This is a genomic window from Salipiger sp. IMCC34102 (genome assembly GCF_004145405.1).
Taxonomy (GTDB): domain Bacteria; phylum Pseudomonadota; class Alphaproteobacteria; order Rhodobacterales; family Rhodobacteraceae; genus Loktanella.
The window spans coordinates 233,657-255,593 of record NZ_SELQ01000005.1 but is presented as its reverse complement, the minus strand read 5'-3'; the positions used below and the strand labels follow the sequence as shown (position 1 = coordinate 255,593).

General features: G+C 59.8%; 14 protein-coding genes, 1 tRNA gene and 1 pseudogene. 12 read left to right on the top strand and 4 right to left on the bottom strand.

The genetic code is table 11. The features are described 5' to 3' along the window. The first annotated feature begins 164 nt into the window (after positions 1 to 164). The 9 genes and pseudogenes from EU805_RS12620 (at position 165) to EU805_RS12580 (ending at position 11,145) form a co-directional block, all read left to right on the top strand. On the top strand, positions 165 to 497 hold the full coding sequence (locus tag EU805_RS12620; RefSeq protein ID WP_129764332.1) for an Hpt domain-containing protein: 333 nt from the start codon (positions 165 to 167) through the stop codon (positions 495 to 497). Further along, positions 494 to 2,422: a cellulose biosynthesis cyclic di-GMP-binding regulatory protein BcsB gene (locus tag EU805_RS12615; protein ID WP_129764331.1), complete on the top strand. Its 1,929-nt coding sequence runs from the start codon at positions 494 to 496 to the stop codon at positions 2,420 to 2,422. The genes EU805_RS12620 and EU805_RS12615 overlap by 4 nt, the downstream gene beginning before the upstream one ends. 6 nt (positions 2,423 to 2,428) lie before the next feature. Beyond that, positions 2,429 to 4,309, top strand: a complete 1,881-nt coding sequence (locus EU805_RS12610; protein WP_129764330.1) for a glycosyltransferase family 2 protein — start codon at positions 2,429 to 2,431, stop codon at positions 4,307 to 4,309. Continuing rightward, a complete protein-coding gene (locus EU805_RS12605) occupies positions 4,306 to 5,715 on the top strand; it encodes a hypothetical protein (RefSeq protein WP_129764329.1) in 1,410 nt (469 codons plus the stop codon). The genes EU805_RS12610 and EU805_RS12605 overlap by 4 nt, the downstream gene beginning before the upstream one ends. A gap of 9 nt (positions 5,716 to 5,724) precedes the next feature. After that, positions 5,725 to 6,651: a response regulator gene (locus tag EU805_RS12600; protein WP_129764328.1), complete on the top strand. Its 927-nt coding sequence runs from the start codon at positions 5,725 to 5,727 to the stop codon at positions 6,649 to 6,651. Positions 6,652 to 6,833: 182 nt separating this feature from the next. Beyond that, positions 6,834 to 8,669, top strand: a complete 1,836-nt coding sequence (locus EU805_RS12595; RefSeq protein ID WP_165351941.1) for an ATP-binding protein — start codon at positions 6,834 to 6,836, stop codon at positions 8,667 to 8,669. Beyond that, entirely contained in the window at positions 8,666 to 9,034 is a 369-nt protein-coding gene (locus EU805_RS12590; RefSeq protein ID WP_129764326.1) for a response regulator, read from the top strand. Before EU805_RS12595 ends, EU805_RS12590 begins: the two co-directional genes overlap by 4 nt. 4 nt (positions 9,035 to 9,038) lie before the next feature. Beyond that, entirely contained in the window at positions 9,039 to 9,710 is a 672-nt protein-coding gene (locus EU805_RS12585; RefSeq protein ID WP_129764325.1) for a hypothetical protein, read from the top strand. A gap of 238 nt (positions 9,711 to 9,948) precedes the next feature. After that, positions 9,949 to 11,145 (top strand): annotated as a pseudogene (locus tag EU805_RS12580) (IS3 family transposase). A gap of 67 nt (positions 11,146 to 11,212) precedes the next feature. Here the strand turns inward: EU805_RS12580 and EU805_RS12575 are convergent. The 4 genes from EU805_RS12575 to EU805_RS12560 form a co-directional block, all read right to left on the bottom strand. Continuing rightward, positions 11,213 to 12,589, bottom strand: coding sequence for a phosphomannomutase (locus tag EU805_RS12575; RefSeq protein ID WP_129764324.1), 1,377 nt, complete (start codon positions 12,587 to 12,589; stop codon positions 11,213 to 11,215). Beyond that, positions 12,576 to 13,991: a mannose-1-phosphate guanylyltransferase/mannose-6-phosphate isomerase gene (locus EU805_RS12570; protein WP_129764323.1), complete on the bottom strand. Its 1,416-nt coding sequence runs from the start codon at positions 13,989 to 13,991 to the stop codon at positions 12,576 to 12,578. The genes EU805_RS12575 and EU805_RS12570 overlap by 14 nt, the downstream gene beginning before the upstream one ends. Positions 13,992 to 14,724: 733 nt before the next feature. Then, a complete protein-coding gene (locus tag EU805_RS12565; RefSeq protein WP_129764322.1) occupies positions 14,725 to 16,497 on the bottom strand; it encodes a site-specific integrase in 1,773 nt (590 codons plus the stop codon). Positions 16,498 to 16,784: 287 nt separating this feature from the next. Then, positions 16,785 to 16,859, bottom strand: a tRNA-Asn gene (locus EU805_RS12560). Positions 16,860 to 17,057: 198 nt separating this feature from the next. Between EU805_RS12560 and EU805_RS12555 the strand changes: the two genes are divergently transcribed. The 3 genes from EU805_RS12555 to EU805_RS12545 all read left to right on the top strand — a co-directional run bounded on the left by EU805_RS12555 (position 17,058) and on the right by EU805_RS12545 (position 21,860). Next, entirely contained in the window at positions 17,058 to 18,140 is a 1,083-nt protein-coding gene (locus EU805_RS12555) for a TRAP transporter substrate-binding protein (RefSeq protein ID WP_129764321.1), read from the top strand. Positions 18,141 to 18,253: 113 nt separating this feature from the next. After that, on the top strand, positions 18,254 to 19,204 hold the full coding sequence (locus EU805_RS12550; RefSeq protein ID WP_129764320.1) for a TRAP transporter small permease subunit: 951 nt from the start codon (positions 18,254 to 18,256) through the stop codon (positions 19,202 to 19,204). A gap of 10 nt (positions 19,205 to 19,214) precedes the next feature. After that, positions 19,215 to 21,860, top strand: coding sequence for a TRAP transporter large permease subunit (locus EU805_RS12545; protein WP_129764319.1), 2,646 nt, complete (start codon positions 19,215 to 19,217; stop codon positions 21,858 to 21,860). The last annotated feature ends 77 nt before the right edge of the window (positions 21,861 to 21,937 follow it).

Genomic DNA, 21,937 nt, shown 5'->3' with positions numbered 1-21,937 from the left:
CCTCAACACTCAGCCGGTCGTATCTTAGTTTATCTACCTGAGAAGCTTTTTTCAGAAGATTTCGGGCACGCTTCCGACAAGTCTGGTATGAGCAAAATTGATGCGTTCGTTTGCGAAAGTTGGGCCAACAACGTTGACGATTCCTCCATCAAGCGGAATATTTAATGTCGGACTACAATCAGAAATTTCGCTCAATACAGAGAAAATTCCTGAATTCCATCGATGTCCGCGTTGCGAGGATGCGAGAAGCTCTCGAACTGTTCGCGTCTGGGAAGACGACCGACCGGAGTAAGCTACATCTTCTCATCCACGATTTCACGGGCAACGCCGCGATGCTGGAATTGCACGAGATCGCCCTCGAAGCTCGGAAGGCCCTCAACATTTTTGAAGGTAGTGAAGAGGCGCAAAATCAGGAGGCCACGGGGTGGATAGAAGAGATTGGAGGCTCGTTAGATCGGGTCGTCATTTTGAAGGAGAAGCATGAGGCTTTGAAATGAAGCGCTGGTATATCGTGCTCTTTGCCTGCTTCGCTGCTGCGCCGTTCGGTGCTTTGGCACAAACTTCTTCCACCATGACCGATAGCAGCAATGTAATTTTGACCCGGGTTCTGGATTTGGCAGAGATCGGGTTTCAGAACGGTGTGGAGTTTGAACAGCTCTCCGGCGGGGCGACGTTCTTCTTTCCGACAGGCACGCGTGACGCAATCGACGAGATGAGTCTCGTCCTTGACTACGTGAGCGGCCAGACCATTCCTGTCGAGCGAAACCTCCAGGTCCGTGTTAGCGGTCAAGTAATGCACGTCGAGCGGATCGACGGTGAGACGTCACGTGGGCGCATCGAAATCGAGCTGGATAGAGACGCGATCCAGTCAGGCTTCGTTGAAGTCGGTATCGACTATGCTGGTGCAAGTTCTGAGAGCATTTGTATCGACGAACGCGCCTCGGGTGATTTTCTCCGGATCGAACCAAGTACACGCATTATTTTGTCGCTGGATCGGGCGGCGCTTGACGATGTGGCGCGGGTTGCCGATGTGATGCCGCCGCGCAAGCGCCTCGTGACTGTGCCCAGCACTTCTGCCGACCGCGCATTATCGTTCGCGCTACGCGCAGCGGCGGCCTATGATGCCGAAGCCGGTATGATCACTTTTGAAAGCGGCGACAGTGACAGCGGTGACAGCTGGACGTCGACCACCATTAGACTGAGCAGCACAGAGACAGGCGGCGTAGGCGGTGCACAGGTCTCTGTCACAAATACCCCTAAGCCTGGATTGCTGTTCGAAGGCAAAGAGCCGTCGCTTGGGTTCGATGTCATCGGTAGTCCTTGGGGGCCATTATCGTCGGGTGCAACGTATCGAATCGACGGATCGCGGTCGACACAAGACACAATCACGTTCGCAGATCTGAATATTGGAACGCTTGACCAGTTGGTGACCGGTAGCACCACGTTCGACATTAGCGCGTCGATAGACGCTTTTCCCGTCGGACAGATCCCGATGGGCGTTCAGCTTTTGATCGCCGCCGCGCGCAGCGTCAACGGCCAGGGTGTGACGGCGTCAGCATACATGAACGGAACCTTACTTGGTAGTCGGCCCTTAGACAACGAAGGCCCGACTTGGATGAGCTTCACGATCCCCGCGGGGCTGGTCGTGCGAGATAATCAGATTGAAGTTCTCGTCCAGCGCCAGATTGAAGGGGGAAGTTGTCGCTTCGGTCCACAAGGCTATCCAGCGCAGATCTTTCCCGAAAGCCGCTTCATCCTTGGCAAAGCGCCCGATCCAATAGATGATTTTTTCTTGCTTCGACAAGCCTTTGGAAACGGCTTGGACGTCGTTCTGGGTGAGGATGTCGGAGCGCAAGAGGCGATGCCGTGGCTTCTGCCCGTCGCAGGTGCCATCTTGCCCGACGCAGTCGTAATTACGCCGCAGTCCCAGATCATAGCCCCAGTTGACGGCGACAGGCCGCGGCCGTTCCTTTACGTCGGGTTCCAAGCCCCCGCGGGCGCAGACGCAAAAGTGCGTTTTGATCAGGGGCGGGTAGAGGTTAGAGACAACCAAGGAAGTGTGCTATTCAACGGCGAGATGCTCAATGATGTGGGTCTTGTGCAAATCGTAGAGGTGAATGGCCGGTCTGGGTTGTGGCTGCGTCCCGGCGCGGGCGCCCCGCCGGCGCCGACGCCAGTTGCGCCGCTGCTGCTTGATCGCGGGGATTTGGCTTTCATAAGTAGCGACGGGGTGCAGATTGTCACCTCAACTCGGCGCGCCTCGCTTATCGATGTGGTCTACCCGGAGCGTTTCGACGCGATGCAGCTCATCGCCACCTACAGGCCCTGGATTGTCGGCGCGTTGTGGATTGCGTTGACGCTGATCGTAATTCGTTTCTTGCAGGGGGTTTATCACCGCGCCGGACGCGGAAAGAAGAGTTGAGGCGCAATGCTCGACAGTGAAAGCGCCGAGATCGGAGAGCTTCTGCTTGATCGCGGTCTTCTGACGAGCGCGCAGTTGGACGAGGCAACTGCCTTGGCCGAGGCATGGCAGGTTGGGCTTGTCGATATACTGCATGCGCGGAACTGGCTCAAACCTGGTGCGCTCTACAGGGCGCTGGCATTCTACTACGATCTTGGAATGGGAGATCTCGTCGCGGATCCTCCGGATCTGGACTTGATCCGGGCCTACGACGTCGACGAGATGACCAATGCCATGACGATCCCGCTGCGCGACAAGCTCGACGGCGGGGTTGTTGTTGCGACTGCGCGGCCCGGCTCAAAAACCTTGCTGCATATCCTGCAGACCTACCCGGGCGAGGTCGAGATCGTGGTCGCTCCACAGCTTGAAATTTCGCTGGCTCTGCGACGGGCGTTCCGCGAGGAGCAGTCGCACAAGGCTGTCTTTGGCCTGGCCGAGACTGACCCGGTGATGTCGGCGGCCACCGTCGTTACGACGCCACAAGTTGTGGTGATTTACGGCCTGCTAAGCGCGGTGCTGTCCGGGTTTGCTTTGGCGCCGGTAGCAACGCTGGTCGCACTAAACCTCGTAATGACGTTGTTCTATACCGGAAATTTCCTCTTCAAAGCGGTATTGGTCTGGGTTGGTGGCGAAACGCAGGAGCGGTCCTCGCGAGCAATCGCGGCAGAGGCGGCCATCCTGCGCGACGAGGAGTTGCCGGTCTATACCGTACTTGTGCCAATGTTCCGCGAACCCGAAGTCTTGCCGATCCTTACCGCTGCGCTGCGCCGGCTCGACTACCCGTTGGCCAAGCTCGACATCAAGATCGTCCTGGAGGAGAGTGATCATGAGACCATCGAGGCGGCGCGCAAGCTTGAACTTGAAGGCATCTTTGAAATCGTGGAGGTGCCGCAGTCGCACCCTCAAACCAAACCGAAGGCCTGCAACTACGCTCTACAATACGCCCGCGGTGACTACCTCGTAATCTTCGATGCCGAAGATAAGCCTGAGCCGGATCAGCTTAAAAAGGTGCTCGCGGCTTTCCGTCAGAGACCTGCAAACACTGCCTGCATCCAATGCCGCCTTAACTACTACAACGCGCGCGAGAACTGGCTGACGCGGATGTTCACGCTGGACTATTCTCTGTGGTTTGACCTGATGCTACCGGGGCTGGAGCGTCTGGGTGTGCCGATCCCGCTGGGTGGGACGTCGAACCATTTCCGTATGGACGTGCTGCGTGAGCTTCATGCATGGGATCCGTTCAACGTTACTGAGGATGCGGATCTAGGTATCCGGCTGACGCAAAAGGGCTACCGCGTTGGCGTAATTGATAGCACCACTTACGAAGAGGCCAACGTCTCTGTGCCAAACTGGATCCGGCAGCGCAGTCGGTGGATCAAAGGTTACATGCAGACCTTCCTTGTGCATACGCGCAGGCCCCTGCACCTATTGAGAAGTGTCGGGATCCGGGGGGTGATCGGGTTCGTCTTCTTCATTGGGGGCACGGTGCTATCCGGGCTCCTGAACCCGATATTCTGGGGAATATTTATTCTTTGGATGGTCTTCGGGGCAGCGGCGATCGAACCTTACTTCCCGCCGGTGCTTCTCTATCTCTCCTTGATCAACCTTTTGGCTGGAAACTGCTTGTTGATCTACCTGACGATGGTTGCCCCGTTCAGGCGGCGCTGGACGGATCTCGCGCCGTGGGGGATCACCATCGTGGGATATTGGGTGCTGATGACGATTGCCTCTTACAAGGCGCTTAAGCAGCTGGTCACGAATCCGTTCTACTGGGAAAAGACACAGCACGGTCTGTCGAAACACACAGAACAGGAACTTCAAAGTGCGCAGGCCGAGGCGCAGACATGAATAGATTGATACAAAAGCTGACTATCGCGTCGCTGTTATTCGCTGCTCTGCTGAGTGGTCTATTCTGGCTAGACCTGCGTGGGTTCATGTCTGAATCGATCGAGCAGATGTGGGCACGCGCTATCGTGCAAATAGAAGGACCGCCGCGGTTTCGCGCGACCGAGGCGTTCTACCCACCATTACCATACACGATGACGCTGATCTTGCAGCAAGTTAGGCCGGGAAACCTACTTCCGACACCGCTGCTGCTGTCGGCCGCGCTGTCGGCCGCGATGTTGCTTGCGTGGTATGCGAACCTGCGTGAGCGTGGCGAGCTTGGCCGAGGAGCAGCGCTCATCATTCTCGTCCTGCTGGCTTTCAATCCACTCTTTATCCGCGCCGTAGCCGAGGGGCCGAACGCCGTCCTATTACTTTTCGGCTTCTGGATCTACGCACGCGGCCTTCTGAACCTGCGGCTAAACGGGGCCGCGCCCGATATGATGAAAGTAGCCGTTGGCCTATTGGTTATGCCGCTGTCGCATAGTTACGGGATCTTGCTGGCGCTGGGAACCTTGCCGTTCATTGTGATCTCAGCCCGGCCCAGCATGCTGGCGATGTCTTCCACAGGTTATCTCACAGCAATGTTCTTCCCGGTGCTGGCCGCGATTGGGTCGCTTTCATTCGTAAGCTTCGTTCTAAACACAGAGTTCTTCTCATCGTCATTTGTTCGCGGCGGTGCGCCAAGCCCGGCATCAGGACTGACGCCCCTAGCGCTGTCGCTTTGTCTTCCACTGGCCGCGTTGATCAGACTGATCCTATTGCCACGCTACGCACTACCAATTTTGGCGGGGATTGGCAGTCTCGCAGGCGGAGCGACACTGAACCTTGCCTACGGGTTTGAGAATGACTCCGTCATCGTGGCCACTCCGGTTCTTGGTCTTTGCGTTGTGGCGGTTCGCAGTTGGCCACTGGGTAGCATGCGCGTAGGATTGGTCTGTGCGCTGCTCGCGACGTCGTTACCACTGGCAATTCTCGGAATGCGCTCGGCAGGATCATCTGAAAGCCAGAGAATGGTCAAGGTGCTGTCGGGACAGACAGTTGCCGATCCCAGAACCCTAAACCGCGATCTTGCCAAAGTGCTTGCGGGGCGACAGGAGATTCTGGTCGATATTGAGCGGCATCCCGGCCTGGTCGCGGCTATTGGCGACATCCAGTCCTTCCTTATAACGGGCGACCCCGACTATGATATCACTATCGAAGGCGGTCGGCCCCGTGGTGACTATTTACTTGTCCGGCAGGATCTGATGGCCACGGCTCAAGACGACCGCTTACTACGTGCCTTTCCGCAACTCGCGGACGGCGAAGCCGAGCCCTTCGACTTACTTTACTCTCGAAACGGATGGCGACTTTTCGAGATAAATCGTTAGAATGGAACAATGACCAGAAAAATAATTGCCATAGATGATTCCGAGATCGCCCGCGACCTTGTGGTCGCGACCCTTGCAAAATTCGGATTCGATGATGTCGAGACCTTCGAGGATCCTCTGGCAGCGCTGGAGTCCCTTTCGGGCCCTGAGCAGACCGCTGATCTTGTTTTGCTTGATATTATGATGCCGGGGATGGATGGTATCGAGCTTTGCGCACGGTTACGACAGTTGGCCCAATGGCGTGATGTGCCAATTGTGATGCTGACCAGTCGCAGCGACAAGGAGTCGCTGTCGCGCGCCTTTATGGCCGGGGCGAATGACTACCTTACGAAGCCCTTCGACCACATCGAATTTCAAGCTCGACTTAAGTCTCAACTACGACTCAAATCGGAACTGGATCGGCGGAAAATCGCGCCCCCCGCCCGCTTTGTGCGAGACCTGCCTGAGGCGCAGGAGGCGGCTCACCGACCCTTCGTTGGCAACCGGGATACACTACTCACCGCGCTGACGAGCTTGAAACCCCAGAGCATGTTGTCGATCTACGTGATGTCTATCGACGCACTTGCGCATGATACAGTTGATTTCTCGCCGCCGGAGCGCGAAGCGGTATTACAGAAAGTTGCCCACGCGTTGGCCGGGATACTTCAGCCAGCAAGCGACATTCTGGTGCACTGGGAGGACGAGGCATTCTGTGGTGTGAGTCTTCGACATGACGCAAGGACGATGCGCAGGCAGCTTGAGCAGATCCAATCGGACGTGCAAAACGTCTTGATCGGCCTTGGCAACCGCATGAAAGGAGCCCCACCGACGGTCAGCATCACGCTGGCCTCCTCGGCTTCGCAAACCCCATCAAAAATTATGGGCGATGCTTTCCGCGCCCTCGAGACTATACGCCCCGAAGACCGGGGTAAGATTTGGGTCGTAGGGCAAGAGTGAGCGAAACCTTGGATTCCTTTCGAACTTCAATGCATGGTCTTTCTGGGCGACTAAAGGAGCGCACGTTTCGGCCAGTAATTTACGTAGGCCTTCGCAGTTCGGCACTGCTAGTTTTCGTAGGAATCGTAATTTTTTTTGATTATAAGCGCTCGATCGCGGCTGGGGAGGAACGGTTGGCACACGTGGCTTCCCAGTTTAATCAGACGTTTACGGGCTCGCTGGGTATCGCAACAGCGCAACTTTTCGATTTGAATGAAGAACTGGCTCGCAACGGGTTGCCCCAGACGGCGATGCAACAAAACCAGTTCGACGAAAGATTGGTGCAGATCACGGATAATTCCGATCAATTGAAGACCGTTCTTGTTGTGGATGACGAGGGCATCATTCGGTTCTCGACGTCACCGTCGTTGATCGGAATTTCAGTAGCGGACCGCGCTTACTTTAAAAAAGGAATGGCATCCGACAACGGCACTTTCGTGGTGGAGTCGCCGATTATCTCCCGTGCCACTGGATCTTATGTTACGCCAATTGCTTGGCCTATCGGAGAGGCCGGGCCCAGCCGCAGCGGTGTCATCGCCTCATCTCTGGAGGAAGCCTATTTCGAGACATTGTTGGAAGAGACGCGAATTGACCAACGCATGGTAGTTGAGGTTGTTGCAGATGATGGTTCCGTAGCGTTTTCTTCGAATAAAGGCGTCGAGCGGACGCGGTGGTGGGTAGAGGCGAGCACTTCAATCCTCAACGCCCCGCTCGCAACGCGGGTCGCTACCCCGCGTTCGGAACTTTTGGACGGGTTTGCGCTTCGCTCACTACTGACCGCGGCAATGGCGGTCGTTCTGTTTACCAGCGCCATTGTTGCAGGACTGCAGGCTCAGAAGCGTCTTGCGTTGTTGACCCGAGCGTTTCAGGTATCCGAACAAGCGGCGAAGAAAGCAAACGACGCGGCACGGCAGTTCCAGGCGGTTTTTCAGAACGTTGAGGACGGGATCGTCATATTTGACGACAAAGCTTCAATAATGGATGCAAACAGGCGGGCGCGCGACCTGCTGCAAGTCAATAATATTGTGTCAGCCGTCGAGATCGTGAAATCTTACACCGAACTTTTCAAACTCAATGGGCGCGGAGAAGAAAGCAACCGGGTTTCGTTCAAAGTTGAACTACCTGAAATTAATGACGGGCGCGACATCCGTTGCCGCATGGATATGATTGAGACCGTAACAGGACCGGTCTATTTCGGCGTTCTCACGGACGTTGGTGCTGAAGAGCGCCTGACCAATACGCGCCTACGGTTCATTGAATCGATTAACCACGAATTGCGAACCCCACTCACCTCGCTCAGCGGGTCGTTGGACGTCTATTTGGCCCGCTTCGGCAAGGACCTAAACGCGAGCGGCAAAAAATTGATCGAACTGGCCAAGGGAAACGCCGATCGTCTGCTTATCCTCGTTAATGATATTCTGACCTTGCACGCGGTCGATCAGAAAGGTCTTTCTATATCCAAGAAAGAAATAGGGGCCGATGTTGTTCTGTCAGACGCGGTCGCGAACTTGCGCGGCTACGCCGATAGTTTTGGTGTCAACTTAGAGATCGAGCGCCCCGTGCCCAATGTAAACATCTCCGCCGACCCAAACCGGATGCAACAGGTGATGGGGAACTTAATTTCAAATGCGATTAAATATTCCCCGCGCGGAGAAACGGTCATGGTCGGGGCGAGCCTCAGCGAGAATAAAACGGTCACCCTGTGGTGCCGCGACAAGGGACCTGGCATTCCGGTCCATTCGCGCACCTCAATCTTCGAACGTTTCGCTCCTCCCGCGCACGACCACGAGCGTCAGGTGACCGGCACTGGTCTGGGGCTTGCTATCGCCCGCGAACTGGTCGAGCGGCAAGGCGGAAAGCTGTTGCTGAAAACGATTCATACCAGCGAAGCGATTGATGACGGCGCAAGCGGATCGACATTCATCGTCAAGATGCCCGCTGCTACTAAACTACCCCGTGTCGAGGAAGAGAAGACATGAAGATCCTGTTTGTCGACAACGAGGAAGATATGATTTCTTTGATAGACATCGTGCTTGAAACCGAAGACGACATCGACCTCTCAACCGCGAATACTGGGCAGGCGGGGATCGACCTGATTGACTTTGAAGAATTCGATGCCTACCTTTTCGACCTGATGATGCCGAAGCCTGACGGGCGCGACTTGTTGGCACATGTCAGGTCGCGCCCTGAAAGCTCAACGAAGCCGGTCATCATGTGCACTGCGAAATCCGATGAAAGCTTTGCCGAAAAGCTGCTGCAGGCCGGTGCGACCCGCGTCATATCAAAACCATTCAATGCGCTCACGATCGCGGATGTTATCCGCGACGTGGTCAATGGAGGGTAATCGTTTGGCTCAGCTTCCTCACGTATTTGCACTTGGCGTGACCTTAGGATTAATGCCGCAATTGGTCGACGCCTCGGCCTGGCCGCGAGGGGAGGAAAATAGTTTTTTCTCCCTGTCCTACCAATATCAACTGAATGAAACTGAAGACCAAGACTACGGCTCCATCTTCGCGGAATACGGTCTGACCGAAGCGCTGACCTTCGGTCTTGACCTTGGCTACAACCCAGTGGCGCGCGACCGGTCAGGGATCGTTTTTTTGCGGCAATCCTACACAATGCCGTCCGGTCCGGATGTCTATGCGCTCGAACTTGGAGTCGGAGTCGTCGATATTAGCGATAACACCTACGCCGTTGTCCGACCCGGTGCCAGTTGGGGCCGCGGCTGGCAATCCGGAGACCTTTCCGGCTGGGCCGGAATAGAGGCAAGCTACGCGTTCCGCGGCGATGGTTCGCAACTTGGCAAGGTGGACGTCACCGGCGGGATCGCTCATGAGGGCGGATCCCTGTCACTCATTCAAATTCAAACCTCAAAGCCCTCAGACAATGATTGGGTAGCGACGCTTGCGCCCTCCTACGTCTACGCGGTCGAAGATGACTGGTTTTTAGAGATCGGAACCAGTCTTAAACTGTCGAACGGCGCCAAATCATTCAAGCTCGGCGTTTGGCGAGAATTCTAACGGAAGCATTGTAGGCAACCGAACTAAGACGGAAACAACTCATAGTTCGTCTATCGGAACGAGAGGGCAGGCGAACTGTGAGGTGCCCCTAGGTTCCAAGACACCTGCCTGATCCAGTTTCTGCTGTCTGATTTCGAAGTCAACGGGCGACTGCATTCCGTTGTTCGCGTGCTTGTGACCTGCCACGGGATTTTTCCTCCACCGCCGATTAGAGTCCGCCCCAACTTGAGGACGGACAATGAAGCGAACGAGATTCACGGACGAACAGATCATCGGCATTCTGTTGGAGCATGAGGCGGGTGCGAAGTGTGCCGACCTGTGCCGTAAGCACGGCATGTCGGAAGGCACGTTCTACAACTGGAAAGCCAAGTTCGGCGGTATGACGGTGTCGGAGGCGAAGCGGCTGAAGGCGCTCGAGGACGAGAACGCTAAGCTGAAGAAGCTGCTGGCAGAGCAGATGCTCGATCTGGCTGCGATGAAGGATCTGGTCGCAAAAAAATGGTAGGGCCCGCCGTGAAGCGCGAAGCGGTCGCATACCTTCAGGCCGGTCACGGTCTGTCGGAGCGGCGGGCCTGTCGGATCGTCGGAGCGGATCGCAAAATGGTCCGCTATCAGTCGCGGCGTGCGCCGGATACGGAGCTGCGAGGGCGGCTGAGGGAGCTGGCCAATGAGCGTCGGCGGTTCGGCTATCGTCGGCTGTTCGTTCTGCTTCGCCGTGAAGGCGAGCCCTCGGGGATCAATCGGATCTATCGGCTCTACCGCGAAGAGGGGCTGACGGTGCGCAAGCGAAAGGCCCGGCGCAAGGCTATCGGGACGCGAGCCCCGATCCTGGTCGAGGCGTGGCCCAATACACGCTGGTCGCTGGTCGCTGGATTTCGTCCATGACCAGTTCGCGGGCGGCCAGCGCTTCCGGGTGCTCAACGTGGTCGATGACGTCACCCGCGAATGTTTGGCGGCAATCCCTGACACTTCGATCTCAGGGCGCCGTGTAGCACGTGAACTTTCGGCCCTGATTGAGCGCCGCGGGAAGCCCGGAATGATCGTCAGCGACAATGGGACGGAACTGACCAGTAACGCCATCCTGCGGTGGTGCTCCGAGAACAGCGTCGAATGGCATTACATCGCGCCGGGCAAACCGATGCAGAACGGCTTCGTGGAGAGTTTCAACGGTCGGATGCGCGACGAACTGCTCAACGAGACGATGTTCCGCAATCTCGCCCATGCGCGCGTCGTGATCGCCGCCTGGGCCACCGACTACAACACAGAACGCCCACATTCGGCCTTGGACTACCAGACCCCGACCGACTACGCGCGAATCCTGACCACCGCAATCGCCCGCCCCGCTGCGCGAGATGAAAGCTCCGCCCGTCGGGCGATTGCTCAACCTGCGCCGATGGGCGTAAACACTGATCGGGCTCCGGTCGCGGCTGGATGAAAGTTCAGTGGCAGGTCATCCGCCGTTTAGTCCTTCTCACCAATCGGAGCTCCGTTCCGTGCTTTCTTCATCGGACCATGGAGCAGGCCCGTTTCAAACCACGGTTTAACAGCATCTGGGCTGCGCCCAGTGTGACCGCCTCGGCGTAAACTCGCAGTTCCGGCGCGTTGCCGGACAAGCGCAGGTGCAGGATGTCGCCGTTCGGATGGATCATCCGTGGCCCGTCGGTCACGTCGAGCGCCGCAGGCGCGCCGTCCCAAAATGCGGCCCGGGCCCGGTCGTCTTGGGTCAAGGTCTTAATCCAGGCCGCGGCGCGGGTGCGGTCGATGCCTTGCAGGCGGTCGGCCAAGGCCACGCGGCGCGGCAAGGCGGCGACGAGCGTGGAGAGGGGCGCGCCGCGCGCGGCCAGAAGCGGGGTGATCAGCGGCAGCACCGCGTCGCGGGTCGGCAAGGCAGGCAGGGGGCCCGCGTCGAAGCCCAAGAGGACGCCGCCGTTCGCCTCGAACCCCACGACGCGGGCGGGGGCCACGTCGGCCATGCCCGCGATGACGTAAGGCGAACCGACGCGCGTGCGCCGCACCTGCGCGAACCCCATCGCGTCGAGCGCCGTGGTCGAGGTCACCGGCGTCACCACGTGGGTCGCGCCGAGATGCCGGGCGGTGATCGCGCCGAGGAGGTCGCCGCGGATGACCTCTCCGGTTTCGTCCGCGAGCAAGGGACGATCGGCGTCGCCGTCGGTGGAAAGGATCGCGTCGAGCCCTTGCGCCGCCCAGGCCTTGAGCCGCGCGCGGGTCGCAGGATCCACGGCTTCGGTATCGACGGGGACGAAGGTGGTGGCGCGGCCCAGTTCGGTGACCTCTGCTCCGAAGGCGCGCAAAAGCTCCGCCAGCAGATCGCGCGCGACGCTGGAATGGGTGTACAGGCCAAGCCGCAGGCCGCGCAGCGCGCCCGCGCCGAAGGCGTCGAGATAGCGCGCCCGATAGCCCGTGAGTGCCCGCGCGGCTGCCGCCCGGTCGATCTCCACGACCTCCCCGAGCATCGGGGCGGGAATGCGGGCGGCCGTCACGATGGCGGCCTCGTCGGGCTTGTCGATCTCCGATCCGCCACGACGATAGAACTTCAGCCCGTTGCGGTCGGCGGGGATATGGCTGCCGGTGACCATGATGGCCCCGGACCCCTGCGCCTGGGCCGCCAGCGCCAGGGCGGGCGTGGGCAGCGGCCCCAACCGGACCGGCTGCGCGCCCGCCGCGCGAACCGCACGGGCCGCGATCTGCGCGATCTCGGGTGAGGAGGGGCGCAGGTCCTCGCCGATCAGCACCGTGGTGCCTGCGTCGCAAGCGGTCACGAAACCCGCGACATGGGCCGCCACCACGTCTGGCGTCAAGGCGGTGACCAGCCCGCGCAGGCCCGAGGTGCCGAAGCGCGCCGGCTCAGTCGCGGGCATAGACATCCTCGAAGCGCTGGATGTCGTCCTCGCCCAGGTAGGCGCCGGTCTGCACCTCGATCAGCACCATCGGCAGCTTGCCGGGGTTCTCCAGCCGGTGGCGGGTACCGAGGGGGATATAGACGCTCTCGTTTTCCGAGATCAGCTTTACCGTCTCGTCGATCGTCACCTGCGCCGTGCCCTCGACCACGATCCAGTGCTCCGAGCGGTGGTGGTGGCTTTGCAGCGACAGGGCCGCACCCGGGTGGACGACGATGCGCTTGACCTGGAAGCGCTGGCCGTTCGTCAGGCTCTCGTACCAGCCCCAGGGCCGGTAGGCGCGGGGCAAGGTTCTGGCCTGCGCGTGCCCGTCCGCATGAAGCTGCGCCACCGCCTGCTTGACCTGTTGCGCGCGGTCCTTGTGGGCCACGAGCACCGCGTCGGGCATCGCCACGGCGACGATGTTGTCGAGCCCGATGCCGACGATGGCCTGGCCCTCGTTCTCGGACCGCAAAAGCGTGTCGGTGCAGTCTATCGCAAGCGCAGGGCCTTTCGTGGCGAGGCCGGCGTCTTCCGTCTCGCGCCAGACGGCGGTCCAGTCGCCCAGATCGGACCAGGCCCCGTCGTAGGGCATGACCGAGAGGTTGTCCGCCTTCTCCATCACCGCGTAATCGATCGAGATCGGGTCGATCCGCGCCCAGGGCTCGGGTGCCAGCCGGGTGAAGCCCAGATCGCAGCGCGCCTGCGCGAGTGATGCCTCGACCAGGGCCAGCGTGTCGGGGGAATGCGCCTCGAAGGCCGCGCGCATGACGTCGGCGCGAAACAGGAACAGGCCCGCGTTCCACAAATGATGACCGTCGTCGAACATCGCTTGCGCGGTTGCCGCATCGGGCTTCTCGACGAAGCGCTTCAGGGGCTGCGGACCTTCGCCCGCGCTCCCGGGGTCGAGGTAGCCGTAGCTCGTCTCCGCCCGGGTGGGGCGGATGCCGAAGGTGACGATCCGCCCCGCCTCGGCCGCGGGTCGCGCGGCGGCGGCGCAGGCGGCGAAGGCGGTGGCGTCTGCGATCAGGTGATCCGACGGCGCAATAAGCACCAAGGACCGCGGGTCGTTCCGGGCCGCTAGCAACGTGGCAGCCAACACGGCAGCGGCGGTGTCGCGCGCTTGCGGCTCGATAAGCACCGCATCTGGATCGATCCGGCAAGCAGCCATCTGCTCGGTCACAATGAAGCGAAAATCGTCCGTGGTTACGATCAGCGGGGCCGCTAAACCCGTCCGCGTCAGCCGCGTGACGGACGCCTGAAATAGACTGTCATCACCGATCAGCTGCGCGAACTGTTTAGGGTAACTGGCCCGGCTGAGTGGCCAAAGACGGGTGCCAGACCCGCCGGAGAGGACAACGGGTGTAATTGAAGCTAAGGTCATTAGGCGGACTCCCCGGAGTAACTATACCGTAGCGAATTACTTGTCCAGAAAGTATGGCTTGAAGATGTCAGAGTTGGGTGAGTTTAGCAAAATTTTAAGGTGCCGGTGGAATTATCCTGCCCGATTTTGACGCCCGATAAGGCAGAAGTCCGAGATAGCAAGTCTATACTCACTACGAAGCCCTATACTTGCAGGCATAATAGCACAAACGAAACTAGGTAGTAGATAATCCCTTGTTCTACATAAATGCAAGAAACTCGACAGACGTCCTTAGCTTAGCCGGAATTACGTGTGAGACGAATACCTATCCGTTTGATTTCTGCATCACTGCGAGTTTTTCGCGGGGCTGAGGTCGTTTTGGTCACGCTTGGTTAAAAAGAGTTTACGTGCTTTTTCAGTAAATCCATACTTTTGGATATACTCCGCAAGGACTGTTTCAAGAACGACTATGTGCTTTTGTTCTGCGGACATTCGATGTTCTTCCGTCAATAAAAGTTTCGCCCGATAAGCCTTAAGATATGATTTCCGGATTTTGTGCTCTAACTGCTTCAAGCTCAAGACGTATCTACAGACTTGAAGTTAATTAAGTATACGGCTCTGTTGAACAAATACGTTGCTGGCTGCTCTCCGACGAATGCCAGATTAGTCCGAATAGTAGCCGGTAGCGCTGAGTGCAGCGAATGTCCAGTTTCAGCCTTTTTTACCTTTCTCCTCAACACCGGCAGATGAAGCCTCATGATTGAACATCGCTATGCGGCCCCATGAGGCTTTTCGCGCTACTCCAACAAACTGGCAACCGACTGATAACATCGAGCATCACGGGCAGTTCACTATCCTCTGCATAAACACGGTCGTTAGTGTCCTCGGCCTCTTGTCCCAGGATGTTGAGGCGAACGAGCTTAGGCACGTCGTTCATGTCACGGATGGCCTTGTTTACGAAATGACGAATACTGTGAAAGCAAAGCTGGCGCGGGTTCCCGTCTAGTGCAGTATCAAGGGCGCGGCGCCAATTATATCCAAGATGCTTTCCATATCTCGATTTCGCTCCCTTACCGGGGGCCATTTCAGGGAAGATCGCGACGGATTTCTTGCATCGCATTCGTTCGACATGATCCAAGAAGCCAATTGCAATCAAGGCGGGGTGGATGGGCACCCGGCGCCGCGATGCCAAGGTCTTCAGGTTGCGGATCTCGTTTTCGTCAAAGCTAAAGTAATAGATACCGTCTTCGACGCCGATGTCTGTCACGGTCAAGGCGGCGATCTCTTCGAGACGCGCGCCTGTGACGCTGGCAATCAGCGGGCACCAATACTTTCCATCCTTGATCAGGAATTCGCCGGCCTCGTGGCGCCGCTCGGGACGCCGGTGGCCTGTCCAGAGAGAATGAGCAAAGAGTGTCTCCAGCTCCTTTTTGCGAAACGATGCACGCTTGTCTCGATCACGTTTCGAATCTTTCATGCGTAATTTCGTCGTATTCACCTTGTGACGAAGAGCGATCCCGTCTTCCTCAGCCTTATTGAGGATCTGTTTCAGGTGGTCGATATGACGGTTGACAGTCGTTGGCGACAGGCCGACCTTTTCATCGGGAAGTGCGTCGGCCTTATTTACCAACTCGGCAAAGCTCAGGTCCCTATCTTTAGGACTCTTTCCGTAGCTCACGGGAAGCTTGCGAAGACCGGCCTTGAACACGGTTGCGACGTCCTGATCAATTTTTCGGACGTCCTGAATTCCGGTAATTTTGATGAAGAGGTCAATGGATGAAGCGTATTGAGCGATCGTCGCTTCCCTAAGCTCCTGACTTCGCTTTTCGGCCATAAGCCGTTCTGCGACAGCGGAAAGAGTGGGGTCTGGTTCAGGGATTGCTGGCTTGCCAGCATCTTCTTCACAGACGGCTTTGGTGAGTGACAGGGGACTGGCGATCAGGGAACCGAGCTTCTGTGAAGTTGAGTCGTGAGGCTGCTGCAAGTTGCCTTCGGGGCTGGTGGCAACTGCCTCAGTAGCCAGAATCTCCTTTAATGACGCCTGAAAGATGGCATGGTTTGTTTCATCGCGTCCCTGAACAAGGCTTGGCGCAGCATGGTGCGCGTGTGCCATTGCCTTAATGTAGGCCTCACGCAACTGAAGGGTGTGAAAGAGGGACGTGACGCTCTGACCGGTAATTTCTGTGAACCAGGCGGCGTTCTTGCGAGTCCTACCTTCGGATACGAGATTTAGAGCGAGCGTTTCCAGCATCATCTGTGTTGCCTGCTCCTCCTTCTTGGTGAGGCCACAGGAGAAGCCTTCGCCGGAAGTGGGCAATTGTGCATTCATTCCGTCACGGTCCAGCAAACCCCACGCGCGCTCGGCCGCTTGATCCCAAAGGTCGTCATCTGCCTCCGCATCTCGGCCAAACGTCCGGTTCACGGTCGCAAGCCGGGTCATATCAGCCAGCTTCTTTGCAAACACCTCTTTCATCCACGCAGTAAGGTCTGCCGGTGCCAAGGTTTTCGGATCATGAATGTCCAGCATGCGATCGCACTCCACGCTCATCAGTCTGGCCAACTTAACAGCTGCGCGGCGATCTGTCGTCCTTAATGACACTTGTAGGATGTATGAACCTGTGGACAGACCGCAAACGCGTCTGCGCCACTGCCAAACCGATCCTCGGCGAAAGAGGTGTCTATCGTATCCCATCAGGCGTCTCCACAACTGGAGCGACGCCAAGCAGACTAAAAACGAAACGTGTGACACTCGGGTGTGACACATCAGAGCGACTGACGCGACTGCCAATCTTTTCAATCACTTGAGGGATGTATTGGCTCCGGCGGTAGGGATCGAACCTACGACCAATTGATTAACAGTCAACTGCTCTACCGCTGAGCTACGCCGGAAAACCTGGAGCGGCTATAGCAACGGTGTTTTGGAGCGTAAAGAGGAAAAATCGTCAGTTTTCGACGCCGTATGAGAGGACGACGTTGGGTAAGAAAGGCGAACTGCCTAAAATTTCATCTGGATCGGATGGAACCGGGTCGTCTATCTTCTTCCGGCGCACGAGGCCTGGGGGGGGCCTCGGCACTAGGGAGGACTTAATGAAACGCAGACAATTCCTGACTTCGGCCGCCGTTGGTGGGGCCGCGACCGCACTTGCGACGCCAGCATTGGCGCAATCGGCGATCGAGATGAACATCGTCTCGACCTGGCCGCGGGACTTCCCGGGCCTCGGGACCAGCGCCCAGCGACTGGCCGAACGGATCGGCGAACTGACCGAAGGCCGCATCGCGGTGAACTACTTCGCCGCCGGAGAGCGGGTCGGGGCCTTCGACAGCTTCGACGAGGTCGCTTCGGGCAATTCCCAGGCCTACATCGGTGCGGATTACTACTGGAAAGGCAAGCACGCGGGCTGGTCGCCCTTCACCGCGATCCCGATGGGCCTGACCTACACCGAGATGGACGCTTGGATGAAGTTCGGCGGCGGTCAGGAGCTCTACGAGAAGCTTGGCGACGAGTTCGGCGTCATCGGCTACCCCGCTGGCAACACCGGCGTGCAGATGGGCGGCTGGTTCAACAAGGAGATCGAAAGCGCCGACGACCTGCGTGGTCTGAAGATGCGGATCCCCGGCCTGGGCGGCGACGTCATGGCCAAGCTCGGCGCCTCTCCGGTGTCGCTGCCGGGCGGACAGATCTACGAGAACCTCGTCTCGGGTGCGATCGACGCGACCGAATGGGTGGGGCCGTGGAACGACTTCTTCCTCAAGTTCTACGAGGCCGCGCAATACTACTACTGGCCCGGTTTCCACGAGCCCGGCGCGCAGCTTGCGCTCGGCATGAACAAGTCCTGGTGGTCCAGCGTTCCCACGCTCGACCAGGAGATCATCAAGGCCGCCTGCGCCGAGGAGAACGCCGTCTCGATGGCCGAGGCGAACTACAACAACGGCACCTACCTCAACCGTCTGATCGACGAGTACGGGGTCGAGTTGCGCGAGTTCAACGATGACGTCTACGAGGCCTTCGGTTCGGCCTCGGCCGAGGTGATCGAGGAGGCGCGCGACCACAGCGCGCTCGCCGCCGAGATCTTCGACAGCCACCTGGAGGCGCGCGCCTCCGTCGGGGCCTGGACGAACCTGTCGGACGCGCCCTACGTCGTGAAGCGCAACCGCATCCTAGACCTGTAAGTCGACGCGCCGGCCTGACCTCAAGCGGGGTGGGCCGGATGGGGCGGACTGGCGGTCCGCCCCGACGCTTGCCGAAAAGGCTTAGTTTCTGAAGATCGGGGAGGAGCAGCAGGATGCATGCGCCCGCACGTCTTGCACGGGGGTTCGGATGGCTCGTCCTGGCTATCACCGCCGCTTACATGGTCAATGCCGTGCTGAATTTCTGGTTCGATTTCCCGGGCGCCACGGCAGGTTCGGGGGATCCGCTGTCGTGGGTGCAGATCGCGGTGTACGGTCTCGCGGCTCTTTTCGCGGTGGGATACGTCCTGCGCTGCCCCGATCTGAGCTTGCGCGCGGATGCGGCCCGGATATCGCTGTTCAATCGGTTCCTGGTGCGCGCTGCATTCTTCGTGGTGCTCTTCGTGGGGCTGGGTGATGCGCTCGTCTCCTTCCTGCGGGTGCAGAACCTGCTGGACGGCGTGGTGGGCGCGGATCTGGCGCGCGACCTGGGGCGCGCCGATTTCCGCGGCACCTTTCTTCATCTGCCGCTGGTCATCCTCGGGATCGTCGCGGGCGCCCTGACACGGGGGCTGGGGTTCATCTGGCTGTCGCTTCTCGTCGTCATCGCAGAGCTTGCCATCGTCTTCAGCCGCTTCGTCTTTTCCTACGAACAGGCCTTCCTCGCCGACCTCGTCCGCTTCTGGTACGGGGCGCTGTTCCTCTTCGCTTCCGCCTACACGTTGCTGGAGGACGGGCACGTGCGCGTCGACCTGCTCTACGCCTCGATGCGGCGCGAGACGAAGGGGCGCGTGAACAGCATCGGCGCGATCCTGCTGGGCATGACGCTGTGCTGGACGATTCTGATCGTGGGCTTCGGCACCGCGAGCAGCGTCATCGTCGGGCCGATCCTGGTCTTCGAGGTCACGCAGGCGGGCTTCGGCATGTACGTCAAATATTTCATGGCCGGGTTCCTGGCCGTCTTCGCGATCACGATGATGATCCAGTTCGTGGCCCAGTTCCTGGACGCCGTGGCCGACCGCCGCGGCGAGCCGGGCGGGCGCGACGCCTCCACCAACGCGATGTAGGGCAGACCGCATGGAACTCGTCTTCTTGTTGATGTTGCTGGTCGTCATGGCGACCGCATTGGGATCGGGTTACCCGGTCGCCTTCGCGCTTCCGGGATCGGCGATCCTGACCATCGGTGCGGCGGCGCTGACCGGGCTGGTCTTCGCGGGCGATTCCGGGGCCTTCTTCGCGAATTCGGGCCCCGCTCAATGGCTGAGCGCCGGGGTGACCAACCTGCGCGGCGTCTACTGGGAGCCGGAACGGGACACGCTCATCGCGATCCCGCTCTTCATCTTCATGGGGATCATGCTGCAACGCTCCAAGATCGCCGAGGATCTGCTGGTCACCATGGCGCAGCTATTCGGTCCGGTGCCGGGGGGGCTGGGGATTTCCGTCGTCGTGGTGGGCGCGCTTCTGGCGGCGACAACGGGTATCGTGGGGGCGACGGTCGTTGCGATGGGCATGATCTCGCTGCCCGCGATGATGCGGAATGGCTATGCCAATTCGCTCTCCACCGGGGTCATCGCGGCCTCCGGCACGCTGGGGCAGATCATCCCGCCCTCCATCGTGCTCATCATCCTGGCCGACCAGTTGGCCAGCGCCGTGGATCAGGCTGGCCAAGCTCGCCAGACGCTCTACCGCGATGCGACGGGCGAGCTTACGATGCCGACCGAGTTCGCCGTCAGCTCCACCAGCGCGGGCGATATGTTTCTGGGCGCGATGGTGCCGGGGCTGCTGCTGGTCGGGCTTTATATCGCCTTCATCCTCGCGGTCGCGATCTTCCGCCCCAAGCTCGCCCCGGCGGTCCCTTACGAGGGCAAGTACGACACCGCCTTTTTGGGCAAGGTCCTGCTGTCGATGATCCCGCCGCTGGCGCTGATCCTGCTGGTGCTGGGGTCGATCATTGCGGGTGTCGCCACCGTGAACCAGGCCGGCGCCATCGGGGCTGTGGGGGCCATGATCATGGCGGGCTACCGGCTGCACCCCGAAGGCCGCGGCCACCGGTTCACGCCCGCGATCCTCGCGGTGCTGGGTCTTGCCGTGATCGCCTTCGCCATCACGACCTACGACACCAACGTTCTGAACGTGCAGACCGCCGCAGACCGCATCGGCATCACCATTGCCGCCATCGGGGTGGCCCTCGTCGCGATCTCCATCGCTTGGTCCGGCGTGCGTGCCTTCTTCAACGAGGACGCCCTGCGCGGCGTCATGGTCGAGACCGCCAAGACCACGTCGCTGGTGTTCATCATCCTTCTGGGGGCCGCGATGCTGACGGCGGCCTTCCGCGCCTTCGGGGGAGAGGAGCTGGTCAAGCATTTCCTTGAAGGGCTGCCAGGCGGGTTCTGGACCAAGTTCATCATCGTCATGGCGGTGATCTTTGTGCTGGGCTTCTTTCTTGACTTCATCGAGATCGCGGTCGTCGTGGTGCCGATCGTGGCCCCGATCCTGCTGGCCGATCCGCAGGCCAACGTCTCTGCCGTCTGGCTGGGGGTGATGATCGGGCTGAACATCCAGACCTCGTTCCTGACGCCGCCCTTCGGCTTCGCGCTCTTCTACCTGCGCGGCGTCGCCCCCGCGGCGGTCCGGACGATCCAGATCTACCGCGGCGTCGTAGCCTTCATCGGCCTGCAACTGGCGGCGTTGATCATCGTCGCCTTCAACCCGCCTTTGGTGAACTACCTGCCGGCCCGGACATCGCTTACGTCCGATTCCGCTCCGCCGCCGATCAACCCCGCGCTGCAATATTGTATCGAAGAGTACGTCGCGCTTGAGTTCGCAGCCAAGTCTGCCACGGTCGCCTCGGCCATCGACGCGGCAGGCACGCTCGACGTCTCCTACCTTCCCGAAGGCCTGCGCGACGACTGGCAGGACGGATTGGAAAACGCAGCCCAGGCCATGCCCCTGATGGCGGAGATCCAGACCACCGCCCGCGCGCAGACCGCCGCAGCCGAGGACTACCGTCCGGTGCACACGGTCGTGCGCGCCCTGCAGCGCGACGCGGGCCGCCTGATGGAGGAGGTCGAGGAGCTGCGCCTGCGCGCCTCCCGCGGGTTCGGCGACAGCGCGGCACAGACCGCCCGCGCCGATGCGGCCGAGGCGGAAGCCGAAGCACTGTTGGCGCAGATCCCCGAGGGCTGGGAGGACCTGCAATCGGAGTTCAACGCGCTGAACCGCGCCAACACCGCGGCCCGCATGACCTATCGCCGCACGGTCGACCGCGCCTATGCCCCCGTGCCGGAGCTGCGGGCGGTGATCGACGGCACCGAGGCGCTCGCCACCTTGGGCCCGCGCATCGACGCGCTGGCCGCCGACCTCGACGGCATGGACGCGGAGACCGCCGATGCCCGCTTCTCGGAGGTCGAGAGCGCGCTGGGCGAGGTCGAAGGTGCGCGGGACATCCGCAGCCTTCTGGCCGACGCACGGCGAGAGATCGACGACCGCTCCCCCGATCCGGAGGCCGCGGCGGAGCTGGTGGCCGAGGCACAGGCGCTCCACGCGGCGGAGCTGGCGTGGCGCAGCCGCGCGCAGACCGACTTGCTGGCTGGCCTGAGCACTTACGACGCGGCGATCCGCGACACTATCGGCCTGCGACAGCAGCCGCGCCTGCCGCGCGAACAGGCGCTCTACGTGGCCGAGTGCAGGTCGCACCACCGGGATATCTCGCTGAACTTCTGACGCCAGACCCTTGTGCGATTATGCAGCTATCCCGGGTGCGCCCCGCGGGATAGGGTGCGCGCGAACAGACAAGGATC

Bases quoted from the DNA above. Each gene is read 5' to 3' on its own strand.
- EU805_RS12610 (WP_129764330.1), top strand. From the start codon at position 2,429: ATGCTCGACAGTGAAAGCGCCGAGATCGGAGAGCTTCTGCTTGATCGC.
- EU805_RS12620 (WP_129764332.1), top strand. From the start codon at position 165: ATGTCGGACTACAATCAGAAATTTCGCTCAATACAGAGAAAATTCCTG.
- EU805_RS12545 (WP_129764319.1), top strand. From the start codon at position 19,215: ATGGAACTCGTCTTCTTGTTGATGTTGCTGGTCGTCATGGCGACCGCA.
- EU805_RS12605 (WP_129764329.1), top strand. From the start codon at position 4,306: ATGAATAGATTGATACAAAAGCTGACTATCGCGTCGCTGTTATTCGCT.
- EU805_RS12575 (WP_129764324.1), bottom strand. From the start codon at position 12,589: ATGCCCGCGACTGAGCCGGCGCGCTTCGGCACCTCGGGCCTGCGCGGG.
- EU805_RS12555 (WP_129764321.1), top strand. From the start codon at position 17,058: ATGAAACGCAGACAATTCCTGACTTCGGCCGCCGTTGGTGGGGCCGCG.
- EU805_RS12600 (WP_129764328.1), top strand. From the start codon at position 5,725: ATGACCAGAAAAATAATTGCCATAGATGATTCCGAGATCGCCCGCGAC.
- EU805_RS12570 (WP_129764323.1), bottom strand. From the start codon at position 13,991: ATGACCTTAGCTTCAATTACACCCGTTGTCCTCTCCGGCGGGTCTGGC.
- EU805_RS12565 (WP_129764322.1), bottom strand. From the start codon at position 16,497: ATGCTGGACATTCATGATCCGAAAACCTTGGCACCGGCAGACCTTACT.
- EU805_RS12615 (WP_129764331.1), top strand. From the start codon at position 494: ATGAAGCGCTGGTATATCGTGCTCTTTGCCTGCTTCGCTGCTGCGCCG.
- EU805_RS12550 (WP_129764320.1), top strand. From the start codon at position 18,254: ATGCATGCGCCCGCACGTCTTGCACGGGGGTTCGGATGGCTCGTCCTG.
- EU805_RS12590 (WP_129764326.1), top strand. From the start codon at position 8,666: ATGAAGATCCTGTTTGTCGACAACGAGGAAGATATGATTTCTTTGATA.